General features: G+C 59.3%; 26 protein-coding genes and 4 pseudogenes. 16 read left to right on the top strand and 14 right to left on the bottom strand.

All coding sequences use genetic code 11. The features are described from left to right. Positions 1-3: 3 nt before the first annotated feature. From QSK43_RS16950 to QSK43_RS16940, 3 genes are read right to left on the bottom strand one after another with little or no spacing between them, the layout of a single operon-like run. Entirely contained in the window at positions 4-1,119 is a 1,116-nt protein-coding gene (locus QSK43_RS16950; protein WP_332304423.1) for a glycosyltransferase family 4 protein, read from the bottom strand. Next, positions 1,116-3,152: an NAD-dependent epimerase/dehydratase family protein gene (locus tag QSK43_RS16945; protein WP_442967848.1), complete on the bottom strand. Its 2,037-nt coding sequence runs from the start codon at positions 3,150-3,152 to the stop codon at positions 1,116-1,118. The genes QSK43_RS16950 and QSK43_RS16945 overlap by 4 nt, the downstream gene beginning before the upstream one ends. Beyond that, complete coding sequence (locus QSK43_RS16940; protein WP_332304422.1) at positions 3,149-4,255, bottom strand: NAD-dependent epimerase/dehydratase family protein; 1,107 nt, start codon at positions 4,253-4,255, stop codon at positions 3,149-3,151. Before QSK43_RS16940 ends, QSK43_RS16945 begins: the two co-directional genes overlap by 4 nt. A gap of 230 nt (positions 4,256-4,485) precedes the next feature. Between QSK43_RS16940 and QSK43_RS16935 the strand changes: the two genes are divergently transcribed. After that, complete coding sequence (locus tag QSK43_RS16935; protein WP_332304421.1) at positions 4,486-5,472, top strand: MDR/zinc-dependent alcohol dehydrogenase-like family protein; 987 nt, start codon at positions 4,486-4,488, stop codon at positions 5,470-5,472. Positions 5,473-5,659: 187 nt separating this feature from the next. After that, the gene (locus QSK43_RS16930; RefSeq protein ID WP_332304420.1) at positions 5,660-6,433 is read left to right on the top strand and encodes a Crp/Fnr family transcriptional regulator; all 774 of its coding nucleotides are present in this window, start codon (positions 5,660-5,662) and stop codon (positions 6,431-6,433) included. On the opposite strand, the gene QSK43_RS16925 is transcribed toward QSK43_RS16930, so the two are convergent. Continuing rightward, positions 6,389-6,628, bottom strand: a complete 240-nt coding sequence (locus QSK43_RS16925; RefSeq protein WP_332304419.1) for a DUF6894 family protein — start codon at positions 6,626-6,628, stop codon at positions 6,389-6,391. The genes QSK43_RS16930 and QSK43_RS16925 overlap by 45 nt on opposite strands. 52 nt (positions 6,629-6,680) lie before the next feature. Next, the gene (locus tag QSK43_RS16920) at positions 6,681-6,869 is read right to left on the bottom strand and encodes a hypothetical protein (RefSeq protein ID WP_332304418.1); all 189 of its coding nucleotides are present in this window, start codon (positions 6,867-6,869) and stop codon (positions 6,681-6,683) included. 153 nt (positions 6,870-7,022) lie between these two features. Here QSK43_RS16920 and QSK43_RS16915 point away from each other — a divergent pair, with 153 nt between their 5' ends. The 3 genes from QSK43_RS16915 to QSK43_RS16905 are packed head-to-tail and all read left to right on the top strand — an operon-like array spanning position 7,023 to position 7,771. Continuing rightward, on the top strand, positions 7,023-7,226 hold the full coding sequence (locus QSK43_RS16915) for a hypothetical protein (RefSeq protein ID WP_332304417.1): 204 nt from the start codon (positions 7,023-7,025) through the stop codon (positions 7,224-7,226). 44 nt (positions 7,227-7,270) lie between these two features. Next, positions 7,271-7,459: a hypothetical protein gene (locus QSK43_RS16910; RefSeq protein ID WP_332304416.1), complete on the top strand. Its 189-nt coding sequence runs from the start codon at positions 7,271-7,273 to the stop codon at positions 7,457-7,459. 21 nt (positions 7,460-7,480) lie between these two features. Further along, positions 7,481-7,771 (top strand): DUF3175 domain-containing protein, encoded by a 291-nt coding sequence (locus tag QSK43_RS16905; RefSeq protein WP_332304415.1) that lies wholly within the window; start codon positions 7,481-7,483, stop codon positions 7,769-7,771. 69 nt (positions 7,772-7,840) lie between these two features. Here QSK43_RS16905 and QSK43_RS16900 read toward each other — a convergent pair whose 3' ends face one another. Together QSK43_RS16900 and QSK43_RS16895 are read right to left on the bottom strand one after the other, a co-directional pair. Continuing rightward, complete coding sequence (locus tag QSK43_RS16900; RefSeq protein WP_332304414.1) at positions 7,841-8,371, bottom strand: DUF4142 domain-containing protein; 531 nt, start codon at positions 8,369-8,371, stop codon at positions 7,841-7,843. Positions 8,372-8,482: 111 nt separating this feature from the next. Continuing rightward, on the bottom strand, positions 8,483-9,370 hold the full coding sequence (locus tag QSK43_RS16895) for a LysR family transcriptional regulator (protein WP_332304413.1): 888 nt from the start codon (positions 9,368-9,370) through the stop codon (positions 8,483-8,485). Positions 9,371-9,476: 106 nt separating this feature from the next. Between QSK43_RS16895 and QSK43_RS16890 the strand changes: the two genes are divergently transcribed. Further along, entirely contained in the window at positions 9,477-9,815 is a 339-nt protein-coding gene (locus QSK43_RS16890; RefSeq protein WP_332304412.1) for an antibiotic biosynthesis monooxygenase, read from the top strand. Further along, positions 9,812-10,999 carry an MFS transporter gene (locus QSK43_RS16885; RefSeq protein WP_332304411.1) on the top strand — a complete coding sequence of 396 codons (1,188 nt, stop codon included), beginning with the start codon at positions 9,812-9,814 and terminating at the stop codon, positions 10,997-10,999. Before QSK43_RS16890 ends, QSK43_RS16885 begins: the two co-directional genes overlap by 4 nt. Positions 11,000-11,277: 278 nt before the next feature. Here QSK43_RS16885 and fabF read toward each other — a convergent pair whose 3' ends face one another. Further along, the gene (gene fabF, locus QSK43_RS16880) at positions 11,278-12,558 is read right to left on the bottom strand and encodes a beta-ketoacyl-ACP synthase II (protein ID WP_332304410.1); all 1,281 of its coding nucleotides are present in this window, start codon (positions 12,556-12,558) and stop codon (positions 11,278-11,280) included. A gap of 126 nt (positions 12,559-12,684) precedes the next feature. Next, positions 12,685-13,272, bottom strand: a complete 588-nt coding sequence (locus QSK43_RS16875; RefSeq protein ID WP_332304409.1) for a TetR/AcrR family transcriptional regulator — start codon at positions 13,270-13,272, stop codon at positions 12,685-12,687. Between the two features lie 98 nt (positions 13,273-13,370). Here QSK43_RS16875 and QSK43_RS16870 point away from each other — a divergent pair, with 98 nt between their 5' ends. Continuing rightward, positions 13,371-14,483: an efflux RND transporter periplasmic adaptor subunit gene (locus QSK43_RS16870; RefSeq protein WP_332304408.1), complete on the top strand. Its 1,113-nt coding sequence runs from the start codon at positions 13,371-13,373 to the stop codon at positions 14,481-14,483. Then, complete coding sequence (locus QSK43_RS16865; protein WP_332304407.1) at positions 14,483-17,593, top strand: efflux RND transporter permease subunit; 3,111 nt, start codon at positions 14,483-14,485, stop codon at positions 17,591-17,593. The genes QSK43_RS16870 and QSK43_RS16865 overlap by 1 nt, the downstream gene beginning before the upstream one ends. Before the next feature lie 93 nt (positions 17,594-17,686). Here the strand turns inward: QSK43_RS16865 and QSK43_RS16860 are convergent, their stop codons facing one another. Both QSK43_RS16860 and QSK43_RS16855 read right to left on the bottom strand, forming a co-directional pair. Beyond that, positions 17,687-18,433, bottom strand: coding sequence for an SDR family NAD(P)-dependent oxidoreductase (locus tag QSK43_RS16860; protein WP_332304406.1), 747 nt, complete (start codon positions 18,431-18,433; stop codon positions 17,687-17,689). Positions 18,434-18,453: 20 nt separating this feature from the next. Then, complete coding sequence (locus QSK43_RS16855; RefSeq protein WP_332304405.1) at positions 18,454-18,852, bottom strand: DoxX family protein; 399 nt, start codon at positions 18,850-18,852, stop codon at positions 18,454-18,456. A 168-nt stretch (positions 18,853-19,020) separates the two neighbouring features. Here QSK43_RS16855 and QSK43_RS16850 point away from each other — a divergent pair, with 168 nt between their 5' ends. The 3 genes from QSK43_RS16850 to QSK43_RS16840 all read left to right on the top strand — a co-directional run bounded on the left by QSK43_RS16850 (position 19,021) and on the right by QSK43_RS16840 (position 20,720). Next, the gene (locus QSK43_RS16850) at positions 19,021-19,410 is read left to right on the top strand and encodes a winged helix-turn-helix transcriptional regulator (protein WP_332304404.1); all 390 of its coding nucleotides are present in this window, start codon (positions 19,021-19,023) and stop codon (positions 19,408-19,410) included. 161 nt (positions 19,411-19,571) lie between these two features. Continuing rightward, a complete protein-coding gene (locus QSK43_RS16845) occupies positions 19,572-19,898 on the top strand; it encodes a GCG_CRPN prefix-to-repeats domain-containing protein (RefSeq protein ID WP_332304403.1) in 327 nt (108 codons plus the stop codon). 126 nt (positions 19,899-20,024) lie between these two features. Further along, positions 20,025-20,720, top strand: coding sequence for a superoxide dismutase (locus tag QSK43_RS16840; protein ID WP_332304402.1), 696 nt, complete (start codon positions 20,025-20,027; stop codon positions 20,718-20,720). Positions 20,721-20,775: 55 nt separating this feature from the next. On the opposite strand, the gene QSK43_RS16835 is transcribed toward QSK43_RS16840, so the two are convergent. Further along, positions 20,776-21,066: a winged helix-turn-helix transcriptional regulator gene (locus tag QSK43_RS16835; RefSeq protein WP_332304563.1), complete on the bottom strand. Its 291-nt coding sequence runs from the start codon at positions 21,064-21,066 to the stop codon at positions 20,776-20,778. A gap of 9 nt (positions 21,067-21,075) precedes the next feature. Here QSK43_RS16835 and QSK43_RS16830 point away from each other — a divergent pair, with 9 nt between their 5' ends. Then, entirely contained in the window at positions 21,076-21,438 is a 363-nt protein-coding gene (locus QSK43_RS16830) for a hypothetical protein (protein WP_332304401.1), read from the top strand. 107 nt (positions 21,439-21,545) lie between these two features. Here QSK43_RS16830 and QSK43_RS16825 read toward each other — a convergent pair. Next, positions 21,546-21,747: pseudogene (locus tag QSK43_RS16825) on the bottom strand (AAA family ATPase); the annotation flags it as partial. A 177-nt stretch (positions 21,748-21,924) separates the two neighbouring features. On the opposite strand from QSK43_RS16825, the pseudogene traD reads away from it, so the two are divergent. The 3 pseudogenes from traD to QSK43_RS16810 all read left to right on the top strand — a co-directional run. Further along, positions 21,925-22,071, top strand: a pseudogene (gene traD, locus QSK43_RS16820) (conjugal transfer protein TraD); the annotation flags it as partial. Then, positions 22,071-22,233, top strand: a pseudogene (locus tag QSK43_RS16815) (type IV secretory system conjugative DNA transfer family protein); the annotation flags it as partial. The pseudogenes traD and QSK43_RS16815, both read left to right, overlap by 1 nt. A gap of 83 nt (positions 22,234-22,316) precedes the next feature. Then, positions 22,317-22,410, top strand: a pseudogene (locus tag QSK43_RS16810) (IS6 family transposase); the annotation flags it as partial. Between the two features lie 57 nt (positions 22,411-22,467). Here QSK43_RS16810 and QSK43_RS16805 read toward each other — a convergent pair. After that, positions 22,468-23,049, bottom strand: a complete 582-nt coding sequence (locus QSK43_RS16805) for a TetR/AcrR family transcriptional regulator (RefSeq protein ID WP_332304400.1) — start codon at positions 23,047-23,049, stop codon at positions 22,468-22,470. Positions 23,050-23,114 lie beyond the last annotated feature (65 nt).

The following is a 23,114-nucleotide window of genomic DNA, read 5'->3' as shown; positions in this document are numbered from 1 at the left end:
GGTCTACTCCGCAGCTGTGAGAAAACGGGGAAGGTGCATCGCCGCGCGATAGAGATGAAGCATGGCGTCGACCTGCGCCCGCAGGGTAAAATCAAGCGACCGGGACATCGCCTTTGTGCCCAGCCGTTCCCTGAGAACACGATCCCGCGCGAGGCGGTTTATCGCGGTGGAAAACGCGCCTGGGTCACGAGGGGACGCAAACAGCGCCGCTCCATCCCACAATTCGCGATAGGTGGCGATATCGGCCAAAACCAGCGCGCAGCCGCATCTGGCAGCCTCCAGCGCCGCAAGGCCAAAGGGTTCATAAATCGAAGGGGAGACGAAGATCGCAGCGGCGCGCATCAGCGACATCACGTCGCGATGCGCGCACTCGCCCTTCGACCGGCAATTGGCTATATCGAGGCGCTGGCCGTTCGGACCAGACACCGAACCCGCCATGACGACCGGCCAGATTGCGTTCCGCGCTGCTTGGTCAAGTATGGCTCCGTTCTTCCCCTCGTCCCACCAGCGCCCGGCCCCCAGGACGAAATCGTCCTTTTGCGCTGGCGGTGAGAAGACGTCACTTGAATTGTAAACCACCTTCAGGCGGGGAAGGTCTCCATAGGCAGCCTTCAAACTCTCTCCGTGGCTTTTACTCGGAACAAGAACGAGATCGGCGCGGCTGAATCCCTGCCGTCCAAGCTTTTCGTGAAAGCGCCAGTCCGGCGGCGAAGGCGTGCCCCGAACGGCGGAAAACCAGGTGGGGATGCAGGAATGCGACATGACCACAACAGGTCTTTCAAGGCGCAACCCGGCTGCCTGCGACGGCAGATTAAGGTGCAGGACATCTACCCTTTCCCGCAGGGCGACCTCCTCGATCATCCCGGGCACCTGGGCAAGCCTGTCCGGGTCGTCAACCATCCAGTCGAGCGGCGCATCCAGCCATACAAGCCTGCAATTGTGGGGAACTTCCTGAATATGATCGTTCGAGGGGGGAGGTCCAAAACCGGCCAAAATGACGTCGACGTTCTTCTCCTCAAGCCCGGCTGCCAGATCGAGCGCGTAACGCCAGACGCCCCCGACCGCATCGACCGTCATCAGGATTTTCCGGACTGCCCCGTCTGTCGTGCGTAAAGTCATGCGCGCCTCCTGCCGCGTTCCTGAACTTCCGCCATGCCCCCGAACCGGTTTTCGACCAGCCATGCCGCGAGATCGCGAAGCCCCTGTCGCCAGGAGGTTCGCGCTTCCCATCCGAGCACGCTTTGCAGTTTCCGCGTATCTGCGACAAAAAACAGCTGGTCACCGGCGCGCCATTCGCCAAAGCCTGTTTCCGCCTTGCGCCCTATGACCGTCTCGATCTCGCGTATCACTTCCAGCACGCTGACGGCGTTGACGGGCCCGCCGCCGAGATTGAAGGCCTGCCCTGTTACCGCCTCGATGTTCGCAAATACCCGGCGATAGGCCGCAACAGCGTCGTCGACGTGGAGAACGTCGCGGACCTGCCTGCCGTCGCCGTAGATTGAAACCGGCTCACCCGCCAGCAAGCGGAGCAGGAAATGCGCGACCCAGCCCTGGTCTTCGGTGCCGAACTGGCGCGGGCCATAAATGCAGCTCATACGCAGCACGGCAGAGGGAATGCCGAAGGAATGGGCGTAGTCCAGCACGTATTGATCGGCCACGCCTTTCGAGCAGCCATAGGGGGTGCAGAAGGCAAGCGGGCGATCTTCCCCGATCCCGAACGAGCGAATGGCCTCGCTGGCGGGCAGATAGCGGTCACCAGCCTCGATCATTTCCAGATCGTCCAAGGCTCCATAGACCTTGTTCGTGCTGGCGAATACGACTGCTGCCCGGTTGCCAGCCTTACGCACGGCCTCCAGCACGTTCACGGTACCGCGGCCGTTCGTCTCGAAGTCGTCCGGCGGGTGCGCGAGGCTGGTCGTAACCGCAGTCTGTGCTGCCAGATGAAAAACCGCCTTGGCATCGGTAAAGACCGCTTCGATGCCGTTGAAGTCGCGAACGTCGGCGAGAACGGGATGAACCCTGTCGCGATGCTGCTCCATCAGCCACTCGAGGTTCTGGTCGACACCGGGGCGCTGGAGATTGTCGAGAATGACAACGTCTTCGCCATCGTTGAGAAAACTCTTCGCAAGATTGCTGCCGATGAAGCCGCTACCGCCGGTTACGACGATCGGCGACGCATGAGTGGCGAGCCGGGGCGTCGCCAGCCGGGTCACCTCTTCCAGCCGGGCAATGCCGCCTTCGGTCAACAGACGTGCCAGAAGTTTGGGCTGATTGTCGTGGCTGACCGCGCCAAGATGATAATGCCTCGGGTCAAACCAGAGACCCTCCTGCACCGCGACGTCGGGAGGCACATCCTGCCAGGCGTACCAGTACATCCGGTCGGCATCGACGTTCAGCGCCACCATGAACCGCCGCGCCTGTTCTATTTCGTCCTTGCGCCAGGTGGAGTAGCCGGTCTCGGTGATCCAGATTTCTGCGTCCGGGTTGAAGCGGTTGAGAACCTTGCGCATTTCCCCCAGATGCATGTCCCAGCCGCCCCAGGCGCCTTGCTCGCTGTCCCAGGTGCCGGGAAAACCATGAAAGCCCACCGCATCGACCACGCCGAGGACGCCCCGTTCTCCCATAAGGTTCAACCAAAAGGGATCGAAAGGGCAGGGACCGCCGAGCACGGGCTTGAAACCGCGTTGTCTGGCCCAATAGGCCGCTCCGCCGACCATTTCGCAAAACAGCATGAAGTCGCTGTCTTCACGCCAGTCCCAGTCGAGAAGGTTGTTAGGTTCGTTCCACAACTCGACATGCGTGAAATGGTGCCCGTAACGGGTTAGGATGTGGTCGATGAAATCGGCATACGATTTCAGCTCGACGGGAGCCCCGGAGGAGCGCCCGGTGCGGGACATCGAAGGCGGCGTATAGTGAATGCAGGGCAGAAGTTCGATCTGGCCGGCGAGATGGGGGATCAGCCAGTCGAACCATTCTTCACCTCCAGGAGCCAGATACTCCGCCCAGGAAAGATGAGTGCGCAAATAGCTCGCACCGCTGGCACGGATGTCGAGCAGGGCGGCTTTCGCCCTTTCGAATTCGCCCGGCCGAAACCATTCCACGAAGCCGAATTTCCGGGGGGCGGGTTGCAGGCTTGTCACGCGTTCCATCATGATACCAGACCTCTCGCGAGCAGTTCCTGCTGCATCTGAGCGCCCCGGTCCTGCCCACCGGTGCTGCGTACCCACGCGGCGAAGGGACCGAGGGAGTTTTCCAGCCGGTAGCGGGGCGTGAAACCGAGAAGCTCCTGTGCCTTGGAAATATCCGCAAAGCAGTTGCGGATGTCTCCCGCCCGGGCCTGATACGTCATCTCCGGCGCGATATGCGCTCGATCCAGAGCCTGCGCGAGCAGGGTGGCGACCTCGGCTATCGTATAGGCCTGGCCGCTACCAATATTGAAGACATGGCCGGGTGCGGCGGGTTTCTCAAGCGCCAGCCGGAAGGCCCGGGCGACATCCTGCACATGGACGAAATCCCGTCGTTGCTCGCCATCTTCGAAGATGATTGGGCGCTGGTTGTTGGAAAGGCGGGCAGCGAAATTCGCCAGAACACCCGTGTAGGGATTGGAAAGCGCCTGCCCCGCGCCAAAGACGTTGAAGAGGCGCAGGGCTACCGCCTCCACGCCATAGGCCCTGCCAAAAATGAGAACCTGCCGTTCCTGGGCATATTTGGTTAAGGCATAGATCGAGGCGAGATCGACGGGTTTTTCCTCGTCGGTCGCAATCGGCGTCAGGTCTGCACCGTCGGCATCGGTGGGGTTCCAGATATGACGTTTGATCTGGTCCTCGTGTCTGCGTACATGGCCGAGTATCGTGCCCTGCCTGTTCCGGTAGAGCCCTTCGCCGTAAACGCTCATGGACGAGGCGACGATGATCCTGCGGACGGGGCGCTCGATCAACGCCTCGAGGAGAATTGCCGTGCCGAGGTCGTTGCAGCCGACATAACGGGCGATTTCGTACATGGATTGGCCGACCCCCACTTCCGCGGCAAGGTGTACTACGGCATCCACACCGTCGAGCGCGTTAATAACCGCCTTTTTGTCGCGGATGTCAGCTTTGACGACGTCGGCGAAATCACCAATGGCGGGGCCGCAGTCGCCGTGAACCTGTTCAATGAACGCATCCAGAACCCGGACGTTATGACCATGTTCTCCCAGTTCTGCCGCCACATGCCGACCGATGAAACCGCCGCCGCCTGTTACGAGAATTGTTGCCATCTGGAGTGTCCTCTGCCTGGCTTTAAGGGGTGGAAATCGGTCCCCCAACCGCAGATGGATGTAAAAGTTCCTTCTTGAATGACTTCAATGTTGTCTTCTACTTCATCAATGACTTCTTCCGGAACCAAAGCCGGGCTTCGTTGTTGGACAATTCCAAACGCGTTGTTTCTCCTCCGGCGGGACTGTGTACCTGTCGGACAATAGCCGGAAAGACCACAAGGAGCGCTTTGATGAACCTCATGGACAACCGTAGCAGCGTCATGGATGCCGCAGTCGTCAGCGGCCCTGAAACCCTGCGCGTCGAGAGACACCCTCTCCCGGAGCCGGAGCCGCATCAGGTACGGATCAGGCTGCAGGGATGCGGCGTCTGCGCCTCAAACCTCACGCCCTGGTCCGGTCCGGAATGGATGCACTTTCCGACGGAACCCGGTGGTCTCGGACATGAAGGCTGGGGTGTGGTCGACGGGATCGGCGCCGGTGTCGACGATCTCAAGGTTGGGGACAGGGTTGCGGCGTTGAGCTATCACGCCTACGCCACCCATGATGTCGCCGACGCCGAGCTTGTGGTACGCCTGCCGCCCGAGCTGGACGGTAGGCCCTTTCCCGGAGAGCCTCTCGGCTGCGCCATGAATATTTTCGAGCGCAGCGAAATCGAGGCCGGGCAAACCGTTGCGATCGTCGGCGTCGGCTTTCTGGGAGCTTTGCTGACGCAATTGGCCGCCCGCAGGGGAGCAAGGGTCATCGCAATATCTAGGCGGCCCTTCTCGCTGGCTGTCGCGCGCCGCATGGGTGCGGCGGAAACTGTCGAAATGGAAGACCACTGGCAGATCATCGAACGTGTCAAAAAACTTACTGACGGCCGTTTCTGTGATCGGGTCATCGAGGCGGTCGGCAAGCAATGGCCGCTCGATCTGGCTGGAGAGCTTGTTTCGGAGCGAGGGCGGCTCATCATCGCCGGCTATCACCAGGACGGACCGCGCCAGGTGAACATGCAGCTATGGAACTGGCGTGGACTGGACGTTGTGAACGCTCACGAACGGGATCCGAAAATCTATATCTGGGGAATTGCAAGGGCGGCGGCGGCAGTGGTTTCAGGTGAACTCGATCCATCGACGCTCTATACGCATACCTATCCTCTGCGCGATCTGGACAAGGCCCTGAACGATACCAGGGACCGACCGGAGGGTTTTCTCAAGGCTCTCGTGACATATCCGTGACACACGAAGGTGGTTTCGATCCGCTTGAAACGAAACGGAATCCCCAGGATGCGGTCGGAACGACAAACTGACATCAGTGTCAGACATTGGTACGGTAACGTACATAGCATTTTCTTACAATTTTCAGCTGCTAACCTCTCGGTCGGGTTGGCGCTGTCTAACCAGGGAGCGAGCCAGACGAACCGTTATGCCTCAATTGAATAATTTCGTGCACAACCGACTATTGAAGGCGTTCGGCGACGAGGGCTTTTTGCGGCTGGCCGCCCGTATGGAGGCGGTCGAATTGCCCGTAGGACATCGGCTCGTCGCTGCGAATACGCCGATCTCACACATCTGTTTCATAGAAGCCGGTCTTGCTTCGTCCGTCGCTCGCACTGACGGCGGCAAAAGCATGGAAAACATGCCCGTTGGACGCGAGGGCGTCACGGGATGGCCCGTTCTCCTGGGGGCCGAAACGACGCCGGACGAGACGACCATGTGCGTTTCGGGCAAGGGTTTCATCATCCCGGCTGCCGACCTCAGGCAGGAGATGGAGCGCGACGCCCGGCTGCGCGACCTGTTGCTGGGGTATATCAATGTCTGTCTGCTGCAGGTCGGACAGCTCGTTCTTGCCAATGGGCAATATACCCTGCGGGAGAGGCTGTCCCGTTGGCTGCTGATGTGTCACGATCGGCTCGATACCGACGATTTGCCGATTACCCATGAGTTTCTGTCGGCCGTGCTCGGCGTGCGCCGGCCGGGGATCACCAACGAACTGCATATTCTCGAGGGAATGCACGCCATCCGGGCGACGCGCGGAAATGTCCGTATCGTCAACCGTCGGGTGCTGGAGGAGACAGCGGGCATGACCTATGGCGTCCCGGAGAGGGAATATGAAAGCCTGATCGCCCGTTTGCGGCCGGATCTCTCGACGCCGTCAGCACTTTCTGTCGAGAGCATCGGCGAAAGGCACCACCTTTAACAACTCGTGGGCGGAATCGCGGATAACGACGCATCCTTCGGATATGTCGCGCCCCTGAAGGATCGCTTCGCTCATCAGTTCGCGCGCGTCCTTGCGCGCCTCTTCTATGGCCTGATCGAGCGAGACGAGTTCGCTTCCTTCGTCGTCATCAAGAACATATTGGCCACTGACTATACTAAAGAAAAACCTTGGCATCGAAGTGTCCCCAAGATCTGGCCGGCTACGGCGGGTTTTCCCGCTCTCGTGGCTAACCGAACTCACGCAAAATCTGCGCCTGTTTTTCCAGCCGCCCGGCAAGTTCTGAAATGCTCATATTCGTCGCACATAGATGAATGGCGCATTCGAGAAATTGAAGGGACGAACGCTTCAGGTAGTCCCGCTGTTGTTCGTACGCGATCCGGGAGATGCGATCGGGTTCGTGAGGTTTGTCCGTCATCGTCCTGCTCCACCAGTTTTGTCTGTCAAAATCGCCTAACTGCGACCCGGTGGAATTGTTTCGAAAAATTCCTGCCGGCGGTTTGCCGTGTTTTACGGAACATTCCCGAGGCAAAGCAGTTGGGACCCACCGACAGTGAACTCGGAGGAAAGAATGGCCAACAATTCACCAAAGGACGGCGCGCCCGGAACCACGGAGCAGTCTCCACGCTGGGAAGGCCCCGCTGAAAACCGGCCGCGCGGCTACATGAAGCCCAAGGACGATCCCGAACATGACAGGGATGCCGTGGGCGAAAACCTGCGCGATCCCAGGAAAAAACGCGTCTCCGACGCGATGAAAACCAGGGACGACCAATAGGGCGGGACGTGAGCAACCCGTCATACGAACGACAGGAGGAAGAAATGTCGACCTCGACGAAGACACCGGCCAGTATCCGCCAGGGCGGACCCGGCGCTTCACATGAAAACGCCAAGGCGCCGCTGGAGATCAAGAAGCCCCCGGCAGATAGTGATAAACGGTCGAAAAGCAAGGTTTCCGGAGGTGGAGGTGAGCGTGACAGCCATCACACGCATGATCCGGAGCGGAAGTGACGCTCCGCTGGGAGAAATTCGATGAAAAAAGGCAAGAAGAAAAAGAAGTGGTCGCAACGTGTGACCGAGGAAAGCGACGCACTCGATCTGGAGAAAGATGTCTTTACGAAGAAGGACCCGACGCAGATCGCCCGCTCGCTGAAAGCCTCCGCAGAACAGTCCACGAGGCGCAAGGCCAATCCTTTCCGCTCGGCGATGTCGATGCTCGTGTTCTACATCAACCGGGCCGGACGCGGTCTCCCGGACAAACGCAAGGCGACGCTTGAGGACGCAAAAGACGAATTGCGCAAAGAGTTCGGCAAATCGAAATAGTCACGCCATGCCGGCATCACTTTTTTCAAAGTAGAGCCTCCTCGCCGAACCGAGGAGGCTCTTGGCCGACTATTTCTTTTCGAGGTCTTCGGCGGCTTTCAGGTGATGCTGAAGGGCAGGCAGTGTTTTGGCCGCCCAGGCTTTCAGAGCCGGGTTTTCCCCGCTTTCGGAATAACGCTGGAACAGGTCGACGGCGTCTTCGTGAACGGAAACCTGATCTTCCTTGTATTGTTCGATAAACTCGGCGCTCTGAAGTTTTTTCAGGTCATCGAGCATGTCCTGATGGGCAGAGCTTGTCTTGCCGTCCAGCGTTGCCTTGACTTCGCCGCTCTCTACGAGCTGCTTGAGTTCGGTGCTGGTTTTCTGATGGTCGGTTACCATCTGTTGGGCAAATGCCTTGGTGGCGTCGTCGCCGCGTTCCAGCGCAAGTTTGCTGGACTCAATCTCGAAAACGTCGCTGCTGCTGACTTCCCGGACAAAATCCTCCACGCTCGGAGCGATTCCGAGCGCCGAGTTTACGCCGGTTTTCTCCGTGGCGGACTGGGCCAGTGCGGTTGTCGCAAGAGCCACAAATGCAGAGCCTATAAGAAATTTCTTCATCGTTTCCTCCTGGGGTTGGGTTGCGGTGCGTCCTAACCTCAGGTGGGTGGAGATGTTCCTGACTTCGTTTCAGATATGCTGGGGTACCGGCACGTTGCCGGCCATCCGGCGCTATTGTGGTTGCAGATGTTCGGCCATGAATTCGATGAATGCCCTGAGCCTGGGCGTGATCTGGCGGCTGGCCGGCCACAGGACGCTGAACTGATCGGTCTCCGCCACGAACTCCTCCAGGATGGACACGAGGCGACCCTCAGCGATTTCAGCACGGATCGCAAATGGCGGCAGGCAGGCTATTCCCAGTCCCTCGGCTGCCAACGCGATCAATGGGTCAACGGCGGTCGCGCTCATCCGCTCCGGCAGAATGATCTTCTCCTGATTTTTCGAACGTGCCAACGGCCAGGACCGCAGCTTGCCCGTACTCGGAGAACGTTGCAGGAGGCACTGATGATGCACCAGATCATCAGGCGCTTCTGGCGTACCGTATTGCGCGAGATAGGCTGGTGAGGCCACTATTTTCAGTCGAAACCGCCCCACATTGCGGCTCATCAGCCGGCTCTCCGACGGATGTCCCGTGCGAATGACCGCGTCGAAGCCTTCTTCCACAACATCGACAAGCCGGTCAGTGAAATCCAGGTCGAGTTGCACTTCCGGCCATCTGCGCATGAAACTTGCCATCACTGGTGTCAGCAGCATGCCCACCAGCGGCAGACTGATGCGGAGTCTGCCTTTTGGCGTTCGCGCGGAATGGGCAAGCTCGGCCTCGGCCGCCTCGACCTCTTCGAAGATGCGGCGACAGCGCTCGAGGAAAATCCGCCCTTCCTCGGTCAGTGTCATATTGCGGGTGTTGCGATGAAACAGCCGCACATCCAGCCGTTGCTCAAGCCGCACGACGGCTTTGCCGATTGCCGAAGCCGAGAGGCCGAGCTTCCGTCCAGCTGCAACGAAGCTGCCGGTTTCCGCCGATTGCACGAAGGCGTTCAGTGCCGCGAATTTTTCCATAGCGAATAGATAGCGGAACTTTTGTCCTTAGTCATCGGAATAGAGGCTTGTTTTTCCGGGAAACTCCCTCGGTTATATCCGGGTCTCCGCAACCAAGGAGACGACCATGATCCCCGCTTTCACGACCCAGCCATCGCCAACGACTTTCATCGTCAACGTAATTCACGTTCACCCCGGCAAACAGGAGGAAGCGTTCCAGCTGATCCAGGATGTCGTGCACTATGTCGCGGAGCGGAAGCCCGGCTTTCTGTGGAGCAACCTCGCCAAGAGCACCGATGGTCTGACCGTCGTGAATATCGAAGCTATTTCCGATCCCGGCGACGTTGAAATCTTCTTTTCCGATCCGGTATTTCTGGAGAAGTTCGGTCGGCTCGATACCGTGTCGAACAGCGAGTTTCACACCTATACCGTCGGCGATCTGGTGCTGCCTAAGGTGCCGTCGTGAGGACGCGTGGCGTTTCTTTGCCACTTGCGGGCTTGTCCGCTCTCGCGGTAGCCGGCTTCGTCACGATCCTGACAGAGGCCCTACCGGCCGGGCTGCTCCCGCAGATCGGAGCATCGCTGGGTGTAAGCGAAGCCCAGGTCGGACAATGGATCAGCATCTATGCGCTCGGGTCGCTGCTTGCCGCCATCCCGCTGACGGCCGCTACCCGAAGCTGGCGCAGACGGCCGCTTCTGCTTGGGGCCGTGGTCGGTTTCGCGCTCGCCAATCTGGTCACCGCCCTGACGGGAAGCTTCATTGTGGCAATGGCGGCGCGTTTCGTCGCAGGCCTGTCGGCCGGCTTGCTCTGGGCGTTGCTCGCGGGTTACGCAGTCCGGATGGTGCCGTCGCACCTTGCGGGACGCGCCATGGCAATTGCCATGGCGGGCACACCGCTTGCGCTCTCCATCGGCATTCCCGGCGGGACCTTTGTCGGCATGCTTGTGGGATGGCGGCTGACATTCGGGCTGCTCAGTGTCATTGCCCTGCTGCTGGTCGGCTGGATTATTGCGAAGGTGCCGGATTTCGCCGGCGAGCGTGAAACGGAGCGGCCTTCATTATCGCAGGTCTTTGTGGTTCCGGGCATAAGGCCGGTGCTGGCGGTGACACTTTTGTTCGTGCTGGCCCACAACCTGCTCTACACCTATATCGCGCCCATTCTGACCGGCCATGGCATGGCTGCCCAAATCGACAGCATCCTTCTGGTCTTTGGCGGAGCCGCACTGGTCAGTATTGGCCTCACGGCAGCCCTGATCGACAGGTGGTTGCGACCAATGACTTTCGTCAGCATCGGCCTGTTCCTCATTGCCACGCTGGTATTTGTGTTCGCAACCGGCGCGCCCCGGGCCATCTATTGTGCCGCGCTTATCTGGGGGCTGGCGTTTGGCGGGGCGGCAACGCTGTTCCAGACCGCATCGGCGCGTGCGGCAGGCCCGGTGGCCGATGTGGCTCAGGCAATGATCGTCACGGCATGGAATGTTGCCATTTTCGGTGGCGCAGCTGCGGGCGGCTTCATCCTCAATACCGCCGGAGCGGAGGGATTATCTCGCATCGCCATCGTCCTGCTCGCAGGGGCTGTCGCAGCAGCAGTCTGCATGAAACGCGCCGATACCGAATGCCAGGCTGTCGGCCTGTCGTCTCCAAATTGAAATTTGCCGTCCGGTTGCCGGGGCGGTCTGCCTGATGATGCCGTGCAGGCAAAAAAAAGGGGCCATCGGAAAACCGAGGCCCTTAGGTATGAAGGTTAAAAACCTCCAGAGGGGAACAGCTGATGCGATGGAACTGGGAGGACACCATCGCGTGCATCAGCTATGGGCTTAATGACTAAAATTTGTGCGGCACGCAAACAAATTTTGTGCAGTGCAGCTATGCAAGAACAGTGAGGGTGGATTTTGCCGGCTGTTCCCCGGTCTCATCCCGGTCGTGTTCATATCGCGTTACCGCCGTCCCAGCGCCGGAATATCGCGCTTGCATTGACCCCGCCGAAGCCGAAACCGTTGGATATTGCGTATTCCGTTGCGAGACGGCGCGCGTCATTGGCGACGAAATCGACACCTTCGGCTTCCGGATCCGGCGTATTGAGGTTGAGGGTCGGCGGTGCGATCTGGTTCCTGAGCGCCTGGATCGCGAAGATCGCTTCCAGCCCACCGGCTGCACCGAGCAGATGCCCGGTTGCGGATTTCGTCCCGCTGACCGCTACGCCGTTGTCAGAACCGAAGACGCTTTTGATGGCCCTGATCTCGCCGAGATCTCCGACCGGCGTGGAGGTGGCGTGCGCATTGAGGTGACCGATGTCCCGAGGCGTTATTCCGGCCTGCGCGATGGCGATTTCCATGGCGCGGCGAGCGCCGTTGCCGTCTTCGGGGCCGGAGGTAATATGATGCGCGTCGGCCGTCGTGCCGTATCCGACGAGTTCGGCAAGCGGCGTGGCGCCGCGGGCAAGGGCGTGGCTCAGCGCCTCTATGACGAGCATGCCGGCGCCTTCGCCCATGACGAACCCGTCACGCGACACATCGAAGGGACGCGATGCCTCGCTCGGCGTATCGTTGAAGTCGGTCGATAGCGATCTGGCCGCGGCAAAACCACCGAGGCTGACGATGTTCATGCAGGCCTCTGTGCCGCCGCAAATCGCAATGTCGGCTTCATTGGATCGAATGAGCCTTGCAGCATCGCCGATCGCCTGAACACCGGCGGCACATGCGGTCACCGGCGCACCGAGCGGGCCTTTGAAGCCATGGCGGATCGAGACCTGTCCGGCCGCGAGATTAACGAGGAACGACGGTATGGTGAAGGGCGAGAGACGGCGGACCCCGCGTTGATCGACGGTGCGAACGGCTTCGGTGATTGCTGGAAAGCCGCCGATGCCCGACGCGATGATCGTCGCTGTTCGCAGGCGGTCTTCGTTAGAGGTGGGCTTCCAGCCCGCCTGGGCGAGCGCCTCTCCGGCAGCTGCGAGCGCGAAGATGATGAACCGGTCGACCTTGCGCTGGTCCTTCGGAGCGACGGCCGTATCGGGATCGAAGCCGCCTTCCGGATCCTCGAGGAAGGTGGGCACAACGCCCCCGACTTTCGAAGGCAGATCCCCGACGATATCGTCGCCCAGCCGACGAAGGCCGCTTTTGCCCGCGATGAGACGCGACCAGGAGATGTCGACATTCTTCCCGAGGGGGCTTACAGTTCCCATTCCTGTCACAACGATACGACGCATAATCTTTTCCACCTGTCTTTACAGTAAAAATTGAGATGCCTTGAGTGCCCCGGGCTTCAGCATGCCGGGTTGGCAACGTGGCTCACGTCCTTGTCGGCTCCGGATCATCGGACCTGTCGATAGTCTTCAGGCGGCGTCATCGCCGCGCGCGATGCGCCTGACTTCACCGGCGGCCGCGTCGAGAATGCCCTGCGACAGCTTCTCATCCTCCATGATGCGCGATATCGTGACGGCGCCGACCATCAGAGACAGTATCGCCATTGCCTTGTCGCTGGGACCGGACCTTTCGGGATTGTCCATCAGTTCATCAAGAACTTCGAAGTGCGCCCGGATTCCGTCCTCAAACGGACGTCTGACCCCTTCGCTTTGTCGCGCCGCATCCGACCCCAATGCCACCAATGGGCAGCCTTCTGCCTTTTCACCGCGATGATCCGGCGAGAGGTAAAATTGCACGACGGCTTCGAGAGGGTCGGAGTTATCCGCAGCCGCTTCCGACCATCTTCGTGTCGCGCTTTCCATCGCGCGCCTCGATGCCAGTGCGGCAAGATCATCCTTCGAGGTGAACTGCTTGTAGAAACCGCCTTGCGTGAGGCCGGCACCCTTCATCAGATCTTTCAGGCCGATTCCGTCAAAACCATGCTCCCGAAACAGGCGGCTGGCGACGTTGATAACTGTTTCCCTATTTTCCTCGGCCTGTGCGCGGCTCACTCTCATGATGATCTCCAATTAGATTTCATTTGACATCTATAATCGAAATAGAGTTAGATCGCAATCTAAATTATATCGGTCGCTGGTCAAGAAGAGAACCTGAAATGAAACGCAAACATGTACTGACTTCCGTAGGTCTCGTGGCAGCGGCTGGAGCCGCCACCATCTTCCTGCTGTCTGAAATGCCCAAACCCGAAGCGGAGGCTAAAGATCCGCGAACGGTGTCGCCGCTGGTGCGGGTGGCGCAGGCGAAGAAGACTGAAACGGCGGAACGCTCGTTCACCGGCACGGTGGCGTCGCGGGTGCAGAGCAACCTCGGCTTTCGGGTTCCTGGCAAGATCGTCGAGCGGCTGGTCGATGTCGGTCAGCAGGTGAGACAGGGGCAGGCCCTGATGCGTATCGATGAAACCGATCTCCAGCTCGCGCTGACGGCGAAACGCAATGCCGTTACCGCAGCACGTGCAGGTCTGGTTCAGGCGCAGGCGGACGAAAAGCGCTATGCGGCCCTGGTGAAGAATGGGCTGGCTGCCACTCCTCAGCGTTATGAACAGGCGAAAGCAGCGCTCGACACTGCCACGGCACAGCTTGCTGCTGCCGAGGCGGATGCGGAGGTTGCTGAAAACGCAGCAAACTACACCACTCTTCTCGCCGACTCGGATGGAACAGTCGTCAATACCCTTGGAGATTCCGGACAGGTGGTGGCTGCTGGCCAGACGGTCGTACAACTGGCGCAGGCAGGTCCACGCGAAGCGGTCGTCTGGTTACCTGAGACGCTGCGACCTCAGGTTGGATCGGAGGCGCAGGCCAGTGTCTATGGAAGCGGCGGGCTCAACGGAAATGCCAGACTGCGACAAATATCCGATTCTGCCGATCCTCAAACCCGGACCTACGAAGCCCGGTACGTTCTCGAAGGAGGCGCAGCCTCCGCGCCCCTGGGCTCGACAGTGACGATTAAAATTCTCGATGCCGACCGCCAGTCGGAGGTCGCGATACCAGTCGGCGCCATTCTTGACGACGGTAGCCGCACGGGTGTGTGGGTTGTTAACGGCACACCATCCATGGTGAAATTCACCCCGATCAAGGTTCGGCGGGTCGGTGAGGAAACCGCCTTCGTCACGGGGATTGAAACCGGAGAGAAGATCGTTGCTCTGGGCGCGCATCTTCTCGACGATGGCGCAGCCGTCAGGATTGCCTCGACCCAGGAGGTGAACAACTGATGAACTTCAATCTCTCCGCCATCGCCGTTCGCGAACGCGCCATTACCCTGTTCTTCATCGTTCTTCTCGCCGCCGCTGGAGCCTACGCCTTCGTCAAGCTGGGACGGGCGGAGGATCCATCCTTCACCATCAAGACCCTGACGGTCACCTCGGTCTGGCCGGGTGCCACTGCGCGGGAAATGCAGGATCTGGTTGCCGAACCGCTCGAAAAGCGCCTCCAGGAACTGACCTGGTACGACCGCGTCGAAACCACGACGCGGCCCGGCTACGCTTACCTCACGGTCACGCTCAAGGACAACACGCCGGCGAGCGCCGTCGCGGAAGAATTTTATCAGGCCCGCAAGAAGCTCGGGGATGAAGCCCGCAATCTCCCGCCTGGCGTCATCGGACCGTTCGTCAACGATGAGTATTCCGACGTGAGTTTCGGCCTCTATGCCCTGAAGGCCAAGGGAATGCCGATGCGCGATCTGGTTCGGCAAGCGGAAATCATCCGCCAGGATCTCCTGCACGTGCCTGGCGTCAAGAAAATCAACATCGTGGGCGAGCGTCCGGAGCAGATTTTTGTCGAGTTCTCCTATGCGAAGCTCGCGACACTCGGCATATCCGCGCAGGATATCGCTTCTGCGTTGCAGCGACAGAACACGGTCACGCCTGCGGGTTCCATCGACACACGAGGACCACAGGTCTTTATCCGCTTCGACGGAGCTTACAACAGTGTGCAGGCGATTGCCGACACGCCGATTGTTGCTGCTGGACGAACCCTGAAGCTCTCCGACCTTGCAGAGGTGCGTCGCGGTTATCAGGATCCCGCAACCTACCTCATCCGCCACGAGGGCGAGCCGACAATCATGCTGGGTGCCGTGATGCAGGCTGGATGGAACGGTCTTGATCTCGGCAAGGCGCTTGAGGCCCGGTCCGCAGCGATCGCACAGACGCTGCCGCTGGGGATGACGCTGACCAAGGTCAGCGACCAGGCCGTCAACATCGATGAAGCCGTCGGTGAGTTCATGCTCAAGTTCGCGATGGCGCTTGGCGTGGTTCTGTTTGTCAGTCTGGTGGCACTCGGCTGGCGCGTTGGCATTGTTGTCGCACTTGCTGTGCCACTCACCCTTGCGGTGGTCTTCCTCATCATGCTGGAGACCGGGCGTTTCTTCGACCGCATTACGCTTGGCGCTTTGATCCTCGCGCTTGGCCTTCTTGTCGATGATGCCATCATTGCCATCGAAGTGATGGTGGTGAAGATGGAAGAGGGTATGGACCGCATCAAGGCGGCCGCCTATGCCTGGAGCCATACGGCAGCGCCGATGCTGTCCGGTACGCTGGTCACGATCATCGGACTGATGCCCGTGGGTTTTGCCAAGTCGACCGCAGGCGAATATGCCGGCAACATCTTCTGGGTCGTGGGCTTTGCGCTCATCGTATCCTGGATCGTCGCCGTTACCTTCACGCCCTATCTCGGTGTGAAGATGTTGCCCAACATCAAGCCGGTCGAGGGCGGTCATCACGCCATCTATGACACGCCGAACTATCGTCGTCTGCGTTCCGTCATCGAGTTCGCCGTCCGCCATAAGTTCATGGTCTGCGCTGTGGTCGGCATTTCCATGGCCGTTTCGGTTGTCGGCATGGGCGGCGTGAAGCAGCAGTTCTTCCCGACATCAGATCGTCCAGAGGTCCTGGTCGAGGTGCGCATGCCCGAAGGCACGAGCATTGAAGCGACAACATCCGCTGTCAAGAAGGTCGAAGACTGGCTGCAGACCCAGCCCGAGAGCAGTATCGTCACGTCCTATATAGGGCAGGGCGCGCCCCGGTTCTTCTTTGCCATGGCACCGGAATTGCCCGATCCGGCCTTCGCCAAGGTCGTCGTACTCACGCCTGACGCCCACGCCAGGGAAGAACTCAAGTACCGCATGAGGGCTGCCATATCCGAGGGTCTTGTTCCCGAGGCATCGGTGCGCGTCACTCAGCTTGTGTTCGGTCCCTACACACCGTTCCCGGTCGAGTTCCGGATCATGGGTCCTGATCAGGGTGAGCTTTACAAGATTTCCGAGCAGGCCCTGGCGCTCATGAAGACCGTTCCCGATGTCCGCCAGGCCAACAGGGATTGGGGCAACCGCACACCTGTTCTGCGATTTGTGCCCGACCAGGAGCGGCTCAATCTGATCGGTCTTTCGCCCTCGGAGGCGGCTCAACAATTGCAGATGCTACTCACCGGCATCACCGTCACGCAGGTGCGCGACAACATCCGCAACGTGCCTGTCGTTGCGCGAAGTGCCGGTGAAAATCGCCTCGATCCGTCACGGCTTGCCGACTTCTCGCTGATGAGCAGGGATGGCCGTCAGGTTCCGCTGGATCAACTCGGGCACTCGGAGATCCGGTTCGAGGAGCCGATCCTGAAACGTCGCGACCGCACTCCTGTCATAACCATCAGGTCTGATATCAACGAGACGAGCCAGCCTCCGGAGGTTTCCCAACAGGTCATGAAGGCTCTCCAGCCGCTCATCGCATCGCTTCCGGTTGGATATCGTATCGAAATGGGCGGCAACATCGAGGAGTCCCTGAAGGCGAATACGGCACTTGCTCAGGTGTTCCCGCTGATGATTGCCGCCATGCTGATCGTCATCATTCTGCAGGTTCGCAGTCTGTCGACGATGACCATGGTGATGCTGACCGCACCGCTTGGTCTCGCAGGCGTGGTTCCGACCTTGCTGCTGTTCAATCAGCCATTCGGCTTCAACGCCATTCTTGGCCTGATCGGACTGGCTGGTATCCTCATGCGCAACACATTGATCCTGACGGAGCAGATCAAGGAGAATCAGGCAGCAGGGCTCGATGACTATCATGCCGTGATCGAAGCGACAGTGCAGCGGACACGACCTGTGATCCTGACGGCTCTCGCGGCGATCCTGGCATTCATACCTCTGACCCACTCGGTGTTCTGGGGGTCGATGGCCTACACGCTGATCGGTGGAACGGCGGCGGGCACGGTGATGATCCTGCTCTTCCTTCCAGCCCTCTACGCGGTATGGTTCCGGATCAAGCCAACGGCGGGAAACGGCCACGAAGACATGGCTGAACCTCTGAAGCCGGTGCCTGCAATGGCCGCCGAATAGAGTGTTTCAGACCGGGGCCTTGCTCCTGTTTTACCAGGCGGATAACCTGTTTCCTCCGCCTGGTGCAGTGGATGGCGGACAACTTTGGCCATCTCAACGCGCGGCGTCGATAATCATTCCGCCGTCGGGCATGAGGCTGTAACCGGTGATGAACCGGGAATCCCTGCTTGCGAGGAACAGCGCGACGGGTGCTATATCCTCTTCGGGCGAGCCGAACCGGGCAAGCGCGTTGTCGGGCGCCGGCGTGTTGGCCTCGGCAGCGCCCCAGGTATCGGCAACTGGCAGGATGTTGTTGACCGTGATCTTGTCGACGCCCCATTCGCGGGCCGCGCTACGGGTCAGCGCCCGGATTGCCTCTTTCGCCATGTTGTAAGGGGCGTAGGGCGACAGGCCGGCAATGCCAGCCAGCGAGCCGAAATTGATGACGCGGCCCTCTCCGCTGACCTTGAGATACGGATGAACTGCCTGCATCATCCGCAGGAAGGCGACGGGAGCCATATCGAAGTTGCGCTGCAACTGATCGACCGACAGATCGAGCACAGAAGACTGCGCCACGGAGGGGTCGAAAGCGTTGTTCACCAGAATATCGATGCCGCCCCAGGTTGCGGCGACCTTATCGACCGCGGCTTTGATCTGATCGGCCTTGCTGACGTCGGATGCAATGCCCACCGCCGTTCCGCCCGCTGCCTCGATGTCGGCCACGACGGCCGCCACATTGGCGGGAGTGAGCGACAGAACCGCGACTTTTGCGCCCTCCGCCGCAAAAAGCCTCGCTGTGGCGCGGCCGATGCCGCGGCCGGCACCAGTGACGATGGCAACCTTGCCCTCAAGTCTTTTCATGTTCATCTCCATTTTCCGGTTTATCGGTACGTCATTGCTTCGAGCGCATAGGGCGACGGCATGTCGCGTGCGTCATTCTGTGTTGCGAAGGATGCAGCCAGAAACAAAAGGCCGATCGCTGCGGGCGCCGCACCTTTCAGACTGCGCACACCGAGATGGGCCAGTCCCGACAGGATCAGGTGATAAAAGATGCCCGCATAGGCGAGATCGCTGAGCGGCACGTTGACCCTCGTCAGGATCGCCATGGGTCCGAAAACCTTCACCGCGATTATGAATGGCACCAGATTTGCAGCGTGATAACCAAGGTCGGCTTGTGCGTTTCGCACAAATTCCGGCTTGGTCACGTACAGGAAGGCGGATGACAGATACAGTAACGACAGGAGCGCCGTGCTGATCCAGTATATGTAAATCGCGGTCATGAAATATCCTTGATCGTCGAACCGTTGTGGCGGGACTGGGCGAAAGCCGGGCTCTTTTCGGGTGCTGCGTTGCACCGGCGGCCAAGAGCTTGTATTGAAAATTGTAGCGTATGATGGATTTTCGCAAGTAGGATGAATTTCGATCAGTAAGTATGGAAAATATGACTAATGGCCGAGAATGATTTCACGATGCAGAACGAGATGCGCCGCGCCTTTGCGATGCTGTCGGGAAAATGGAAACTGGAAATCATGTGGTTGCTGCACCAGCGGATTTACCGCTTTGGAGAGTTGCGCAAGGCTATTCCCGGCATCACGCAGCATATGTTGTCGGCGCAGCTTCGTGAGCTGGAAGCGGATGGCTTGGTCTCGCGCACCGTTTTTGCCGAGGTGCCGCCGCGTGTCGAATATGAGATGACGCAAAAGGCGCGTGGTCTTGGGCCGACGATGGAGGCTTTGAGCTCCTGGTGGGAAGAGTATGGTAAGACCGTTCCTGCCAAACCTGCCGCACGGGGGCGCAAGCCGAAGGATGCCACCTTCGTCGCGAAGCGTACCCGCTAAAAAGCCTGTCAGGTCAAACTTCTGGTGAGGAGGTCTGGATCGAGACATCATGAATCTGGGCCGCAATTGGGCAAAATTGCCACGAAAACACCAAGGTTCATTCAGCTGCAATTCACCGGCCAGGGCGCTAAATCCCTCCATCCCAAAAGGAGGGAGATGAAATGCGTAAGATGATTCTAAGCGCTGGAATAATTCTCGGTGCCCTGTTCGGCAGCGGCGCGAACGCCATGCCTGTCGGTCAACTGTCCACGCCCCTGGCGTCCAACATTCATAGCGTGGACTATGCCTGCGGACGCGGCTTTCATCTATCGCCGCGCGGATATTGCCGGCCCAACGGACCGCCGAGATATGAGCGCGGCTGGGGCAGGCGTGATCATTGGGGCGGCCGTCGGGAGTGGCGCGAGCGTGAAGCACGCAGAGAATGGCGTGAACGCAGAGACTGGCGCGAACAGCGCGAATGGCGAGACCGCCGCGATTATCGTTGGTAGTGAGCGCAAGGCCCTCTCTCAACCGGGAGGGTCTTTTTCACATACGGCTGGTTTCAACTAAGCGTGAGGAAACCTGAGGCGAAGTTGTGGGTTAATCCACGAACCCGTCATTCAAAGGAGAAAATCATGCATGTCACCAGACGGACCATCCTCGCAGCCGGTGCTGTTACCGCCGCCGCAACGGTCTTTCCCCGTCCGCATGTCGCACATGCCGCTCTGCCGTTGACGCAGCCAGCCCTTCCGTTCGCGCAGGCAGATCTGGCGCCCGTCATTTCGGAGAAAACGGTAAGTTTGCATTACGGAAAGCACCATAAAGCCTATTATGACAAGCTCAATACACTGGCCGCCAGCACCCGTTACGCCGACATGGAGTTAGTCGAGATCGTCAAAGAGACCGCCAAATCTGAAGCGGCGGAAGATATAAAAATTTTCAACAACGCCGCCCAGGCCTGGAACCACGTCGCCTATTGGGATCAATTCGTTCCGGGCGGGCCGAACCGGCCGGAGGGTGATCTTGGCGACCGGATAAACGAGACTTTCGGCGATTATGATGGCTTCATCAAGCGCGCAGTCGATGTTTCCGATACGGTATTTGGTACAGGCTGGGTCTGGCTTACGCGCGACGAGGATAACAAGCTTGCGCTCATCGGATACGAGGATGGTAACAACCCAGTCGCTGTCGGCCGCCCCGCTTATCTCGGTATCGATATCTGGGAACACGCATATTACGTCGATTATGAAAATCGCAAGGCAGAGCATATCCGTTCGGTACTCGACAAACTGGTCAACTGGCGGGTTATTGAAGAGCGCATGAGCGCTTGAGCCCGCGCAAACGGGAAATCAGGGAGCGAAGTAAAGGGAGCCGGCATTACACCTCTCAAATTGTCTGCCACGACGGCTTCTCATGCGGTCGGGAATCGGAATCATCACGCGAATTTCGAAACTGGTCCGAATTTTCAACCACCCATGTCCAAAGCGGGATCATGCGGATTAAAAGGCCCATTCCCAGCTCGGTAAGCTCGTATTCCACGCGTGGCGGCATCTCCGAAAGATCGTAGCGCGTCAGCAACCCATCTCTCTCAAGCTGGCGGAGGGTGCGTGTCAGCATCCTCTGGGTAACGCCGTGCATTCTACGGCCAATATCGGCATGGCGTAGTCTGCCGTACACACCCAACGTATGGATGACACCCAACGACCATCGACTCCTGACGATATCGGTGCCTTGACGGCAGAGGTAGTCTTTGCTCAACCGACGATCCGCAACGAGATCGTCTACCTTGCTGGTGACACGGTGACCTATGGCGAGGTTGCCGACAAGCTTCAGCGGGTGCTTGGGCGTCCATTTACAAAAACGGAATGGACGGTTCCGCAGCTCAAGTCAGAACTTGCACAGGACCCCGACAATCACATCAAGAAATATCTGGCGGTCTTTGCTGAAGGCAAAGGGGTGGCATGGCCAAAGCGCGACAGCTTCAACGAGCGAAATGGCATCAATGTCATGACTGCTGAAGAGTGGATGCGCGAAAACCTCCGGTCCTGATAGCGCTGCAGCTCGGCCGGTTCAGGGGCCGCGCCGAGCGCTTTAATGTAGATTGCAGAATGAAAAAGCATCTGAGGCGCTTCGACTACTTCGCCGACATTGCCTCACGCCAGATCGAACGACGCGTCGCGCATCCATTGCTAGCGCTGACGAGATCGTCTCGAGTTCGGCATAGCCGATCCGATCGACGATCGCCCGGATGGCGGCTCCGGCTTCGATCAGCTGAAGCTGTTCCAGATCGCCGACCAGAACCACTTTTGTCCCAGTCTTCGTCACAATTTCGATGAACAACGCCATCTGCCGGAGAGATTGAAATCGGGGAAGGGGGACTGCAGTCTGCCTTTGAGGACGTGGTCAGACGGCGTCGCGGAGGGCAGGACGCTACGATCGGAGTGGAAAAGGACGTCCGCGACAAAAGCAAACAGGCGCAGACCACGCCGGACACACCCGCTGCCGGCGCGGGCAGCGCTGGCGAGGCTTGAGCGCATGGCGACATCCGACGCCCACAAGAAGGACATGCGTGAAAAGATCGAACTCGGCGCCCTGATCGTCAAAGCAGGGCTTCGTTACGAGAAGCGAGCGCTGCTGCTGGGCGCGTCGATCGAGACAGCGCGTCGCATCAAGGGTAACGAGCCCGGCTGCTCATCCAGCCACACGAAGTTCTGTGCATGCGGGCCAACAAACAGATCGTCTTCACCCAGGGAAACGCACCGCTCAGATGCGGACGTGCCATCTGGTTCCGCCGCGAGGACATGAAGGGCATGCGTCGAGACAAACAGGTTTCACCGGGATTAAGCGCCGATCCCAGAGAGAAGTGCGGGGAAAAGCGCGTGGGTACGCCTGGAAAATCACTACGGCGGGCAGCGCGCGGGCACGGATATGTACCTATGATCGAGAAGCGGCTGCGCGAGTTCGCGCCCGCATTGTGGTTCGGTACGGATCGATGATATCTGCGGCAAGTGGCGTTATCTTCGGACTTCAAAGATCAGCAAAGCTGAAAAATCAACCCTCAAATAGACTTGCTTTGCCTCATTGGTAATTTGCGACATGTTCGTCCCGGGCCTTTCCGGTCACCCGGTCACGCACGCTCTTCAGAATCTCGTCGGACAAGGCGGGATCGTTCACCGCCCGGGACATGACCAGAGCGCCGACGAAGCTTGCGACATCCGCGATCGCTCGGGCGCGGTCAGGTCTGGAACTACTGTCCGTCTGCCAGTTCTCCATATGGGCGATCAATCCGCGGATATGGTCTGTCACCGGCCCCCGCTCCGCCTCCGGCAGCCTCGCGAGCTCCGGACCAAGAGCGGCCACGGTACATCCCGCGCCGGCGGCGGCGCGATGCTCCGGTGAAAGATAGGATTTCGCGAAATCGTCCAACGAACCATTGAGGGCGTCGGCCTCCAGCATGGTCTGCATCGCATGGGCCAGCGCCTGCTCTGCAAGTTTGCTCTTGGATTTGAAGTGACCGTAAAAGCCACCATGGGTGAGGCCGGCCCCTTTCATGATGGCATCGACACCGACAGCATGGATGCCATTCTCGCGAAACAGCTTTGCCGCCGTATCGAGAATCCGCTGCCGATTATCCTTTGCCTGTTTTCTGGTTGGACGCATCCGCAACTCCTTTTTTGAAAATGCCCTTGACAAAATATATGACGATCGTAATTTAAATGCAATAC

The organism is Rhizobium sp. GR12, assembly GCF_036596185.1.
GTDB lineage: Bacteria > Pseudomonadota > Alphaproteobacteria > Rhizobiales > Rhizobiaceae > Agrobacterium > Agrobacterium nepotum.
This window is presented reverse-complemented; position numbering and strand designations above follow the sequence as displayed.

Bases quoted from the DNA above. Each gene is read 5' to 3' on its own strand.
- QSK43_RS16840 (WP_332304402.1), top strand. From the start codon at position 20,025: ATGCATGTCACCAGACGGACCATCCTCGCAGCCGGTGCTGTTACCGCC.
- QSK43_RS16805 (WP_332304400.1), bottom strand. From the start codon at position 23,049: ATGCGTCCAACCAGAAAACAGGCAAAGGATAATCGGCAGCGGATTCTC.
- QSK43_RS16915 (WP_332304417.1), top strand. From the start codon at position 7,023: ATGGCCAACAATTCACCAAAGGACGGCGCGCCCGGAACCACGGAGCAG.
- fabF (WP_332304410.1), bottom strand. From the start codon at position 12,558: ATGCGTCGTATCGTTGTGACAGGAATGGGAACTGTAAGCCCCCTCGGG.
- QSK43_RS16855 (WP_332304405.1), bottom strand. From the start codon at position 18,852: ATGACCGCGATTTACATATACTGGATCAGCACGGCGCTCCTGTCGTTA.
- QSK43_RS16920 (WP_332304418.1), bottom strand. From the start codon at position 6,869: ATGACGGACAAACCTCACGAACCCGATCGCATCTCCCGGATCGCGTAC.
- QSK43_RS16905 (WP_332304415.1), top strand. From the start codon at position 7,481: ATGAAAAAAGGCAAGAAGAAAAAGAAGTGGTCGCAACGTGTGACCGAG.
- QSK43_RS16930 (WP_332304420.1), top strand. From the start codon at position 5,660: ATGCCTCAATTGAATAATTTCGTGCACAACCGACTATTGAAGGCGTTC.
- QSK43_RS16900 (WP_332304414.1), bottom strand. From the start codon at position 8,371: ATGAAGAAATTTCTTATAGGCTCTGCATTTGTGGCTCTTGCGACAACC.
- QSK43_RS16865 (WP_332304407.1), top strand. From the start codon at position 14,483: ATGAACTTCAATCTCTCCGCCATCGCCGTTCGCGAACGCGCCATTACC.
- QSK43_RS16925 (WP_332304419.1), bottom strand. From the start codon at position 6,628: ATGCCAAGGTTTTTCTTTAGTATAGTCAGTGGCCAATATGTTCTTGAT.
- QSK43_RS16945 (WP_442967848.1), bottom strand. From the start codon at position 3,152: ATGATGGAACGCGTGACAAGCCTGCAACCCGCCCCCCGGAAATTCGGC.
- QSK43_RS16870 (WP_332304408.1), top strand. From the start codon at position 13,371: ATGAAACGCAAACATGTACTGACTTCCGTAGGTCTCGTGGCAGCGGCT.
- QSK43_RS16950 (WP_332304423.1), bottom strand. From the start codon at position 1,119: ATGACTTTACGCACGACAGACGGGGCAGTCCGGAAAATCCTGATGACG.
- QSK43_RS16935 (WP_332304421.1), top strand. From the start codon at position 4,486: ATGAACCTCATGGACAACCGTAGCAGCGTCATGGATGCCGCAGTCGTC.
- QSK43_RS16875 (WP_332304409.1), bottom strand. From the start codon at position 13,272: ATGAGAGTGAGCCGCGCACAGGCCGAGGAAAATAGGGAAACAGTTATC.
- QSK43_RS16940 (WP_332304422.1), bottom strand. From the start codon at position 4,255: ATGGCAACAATTCTCGTAACAGGCGGCGGCGGTTTCATCGGTCGGCAT.
- QSK43_RS16845 (WP_332304403.1), top strand. From the start codon at position 19,572: ATGCGTAAGATGATTCTAAGCGCTGGAATAATTCTCGGTGCCCTGTTC.
- QSK43_RS16890 (WP_332304412.1), top strand. From the start codon at position 9,477: ATGATCCCCGCTTTCACGACCCAGCCATCGCCAACGACTTTCATCGTC.
- QSK43_RS16860 (WP_332304406.1), bottom strand. From the start codon at position 18,433: ATGAAAAGACTTGAGGGCAAGGTTGCCATCGTCACTGGTGCCGGCCGC.
- QSK43_RS16910 (WP_332304416.1), top strand. From the start codon at position 7,271: ATGTCGACCTCGACGAAGACACCGGCCAGTATCCGCCAGGGCGGACCC.
- QSK43_RS16830 (WP_332304401.1), top strand. From the start codon at position 21,076: ATGGATGACACCCAACGACCATCGACTCCTGACGATATCGGTGCCTTG.
- QSK43_RS16850 (WP_332304404.1), top strand. From the start codon at position 19,021: ATGGCCGAGAATGATTTCACGATGCAGAACGAGATGCGCCGCGCCTTT.
- QSK43_RS16895 (WP_332304413.1), bottom strand. From the start codon at position 9,370: ATGGAAAAATTCGCGGCACTGAACGCCTTCGTGCAATCGGCGGAAACC.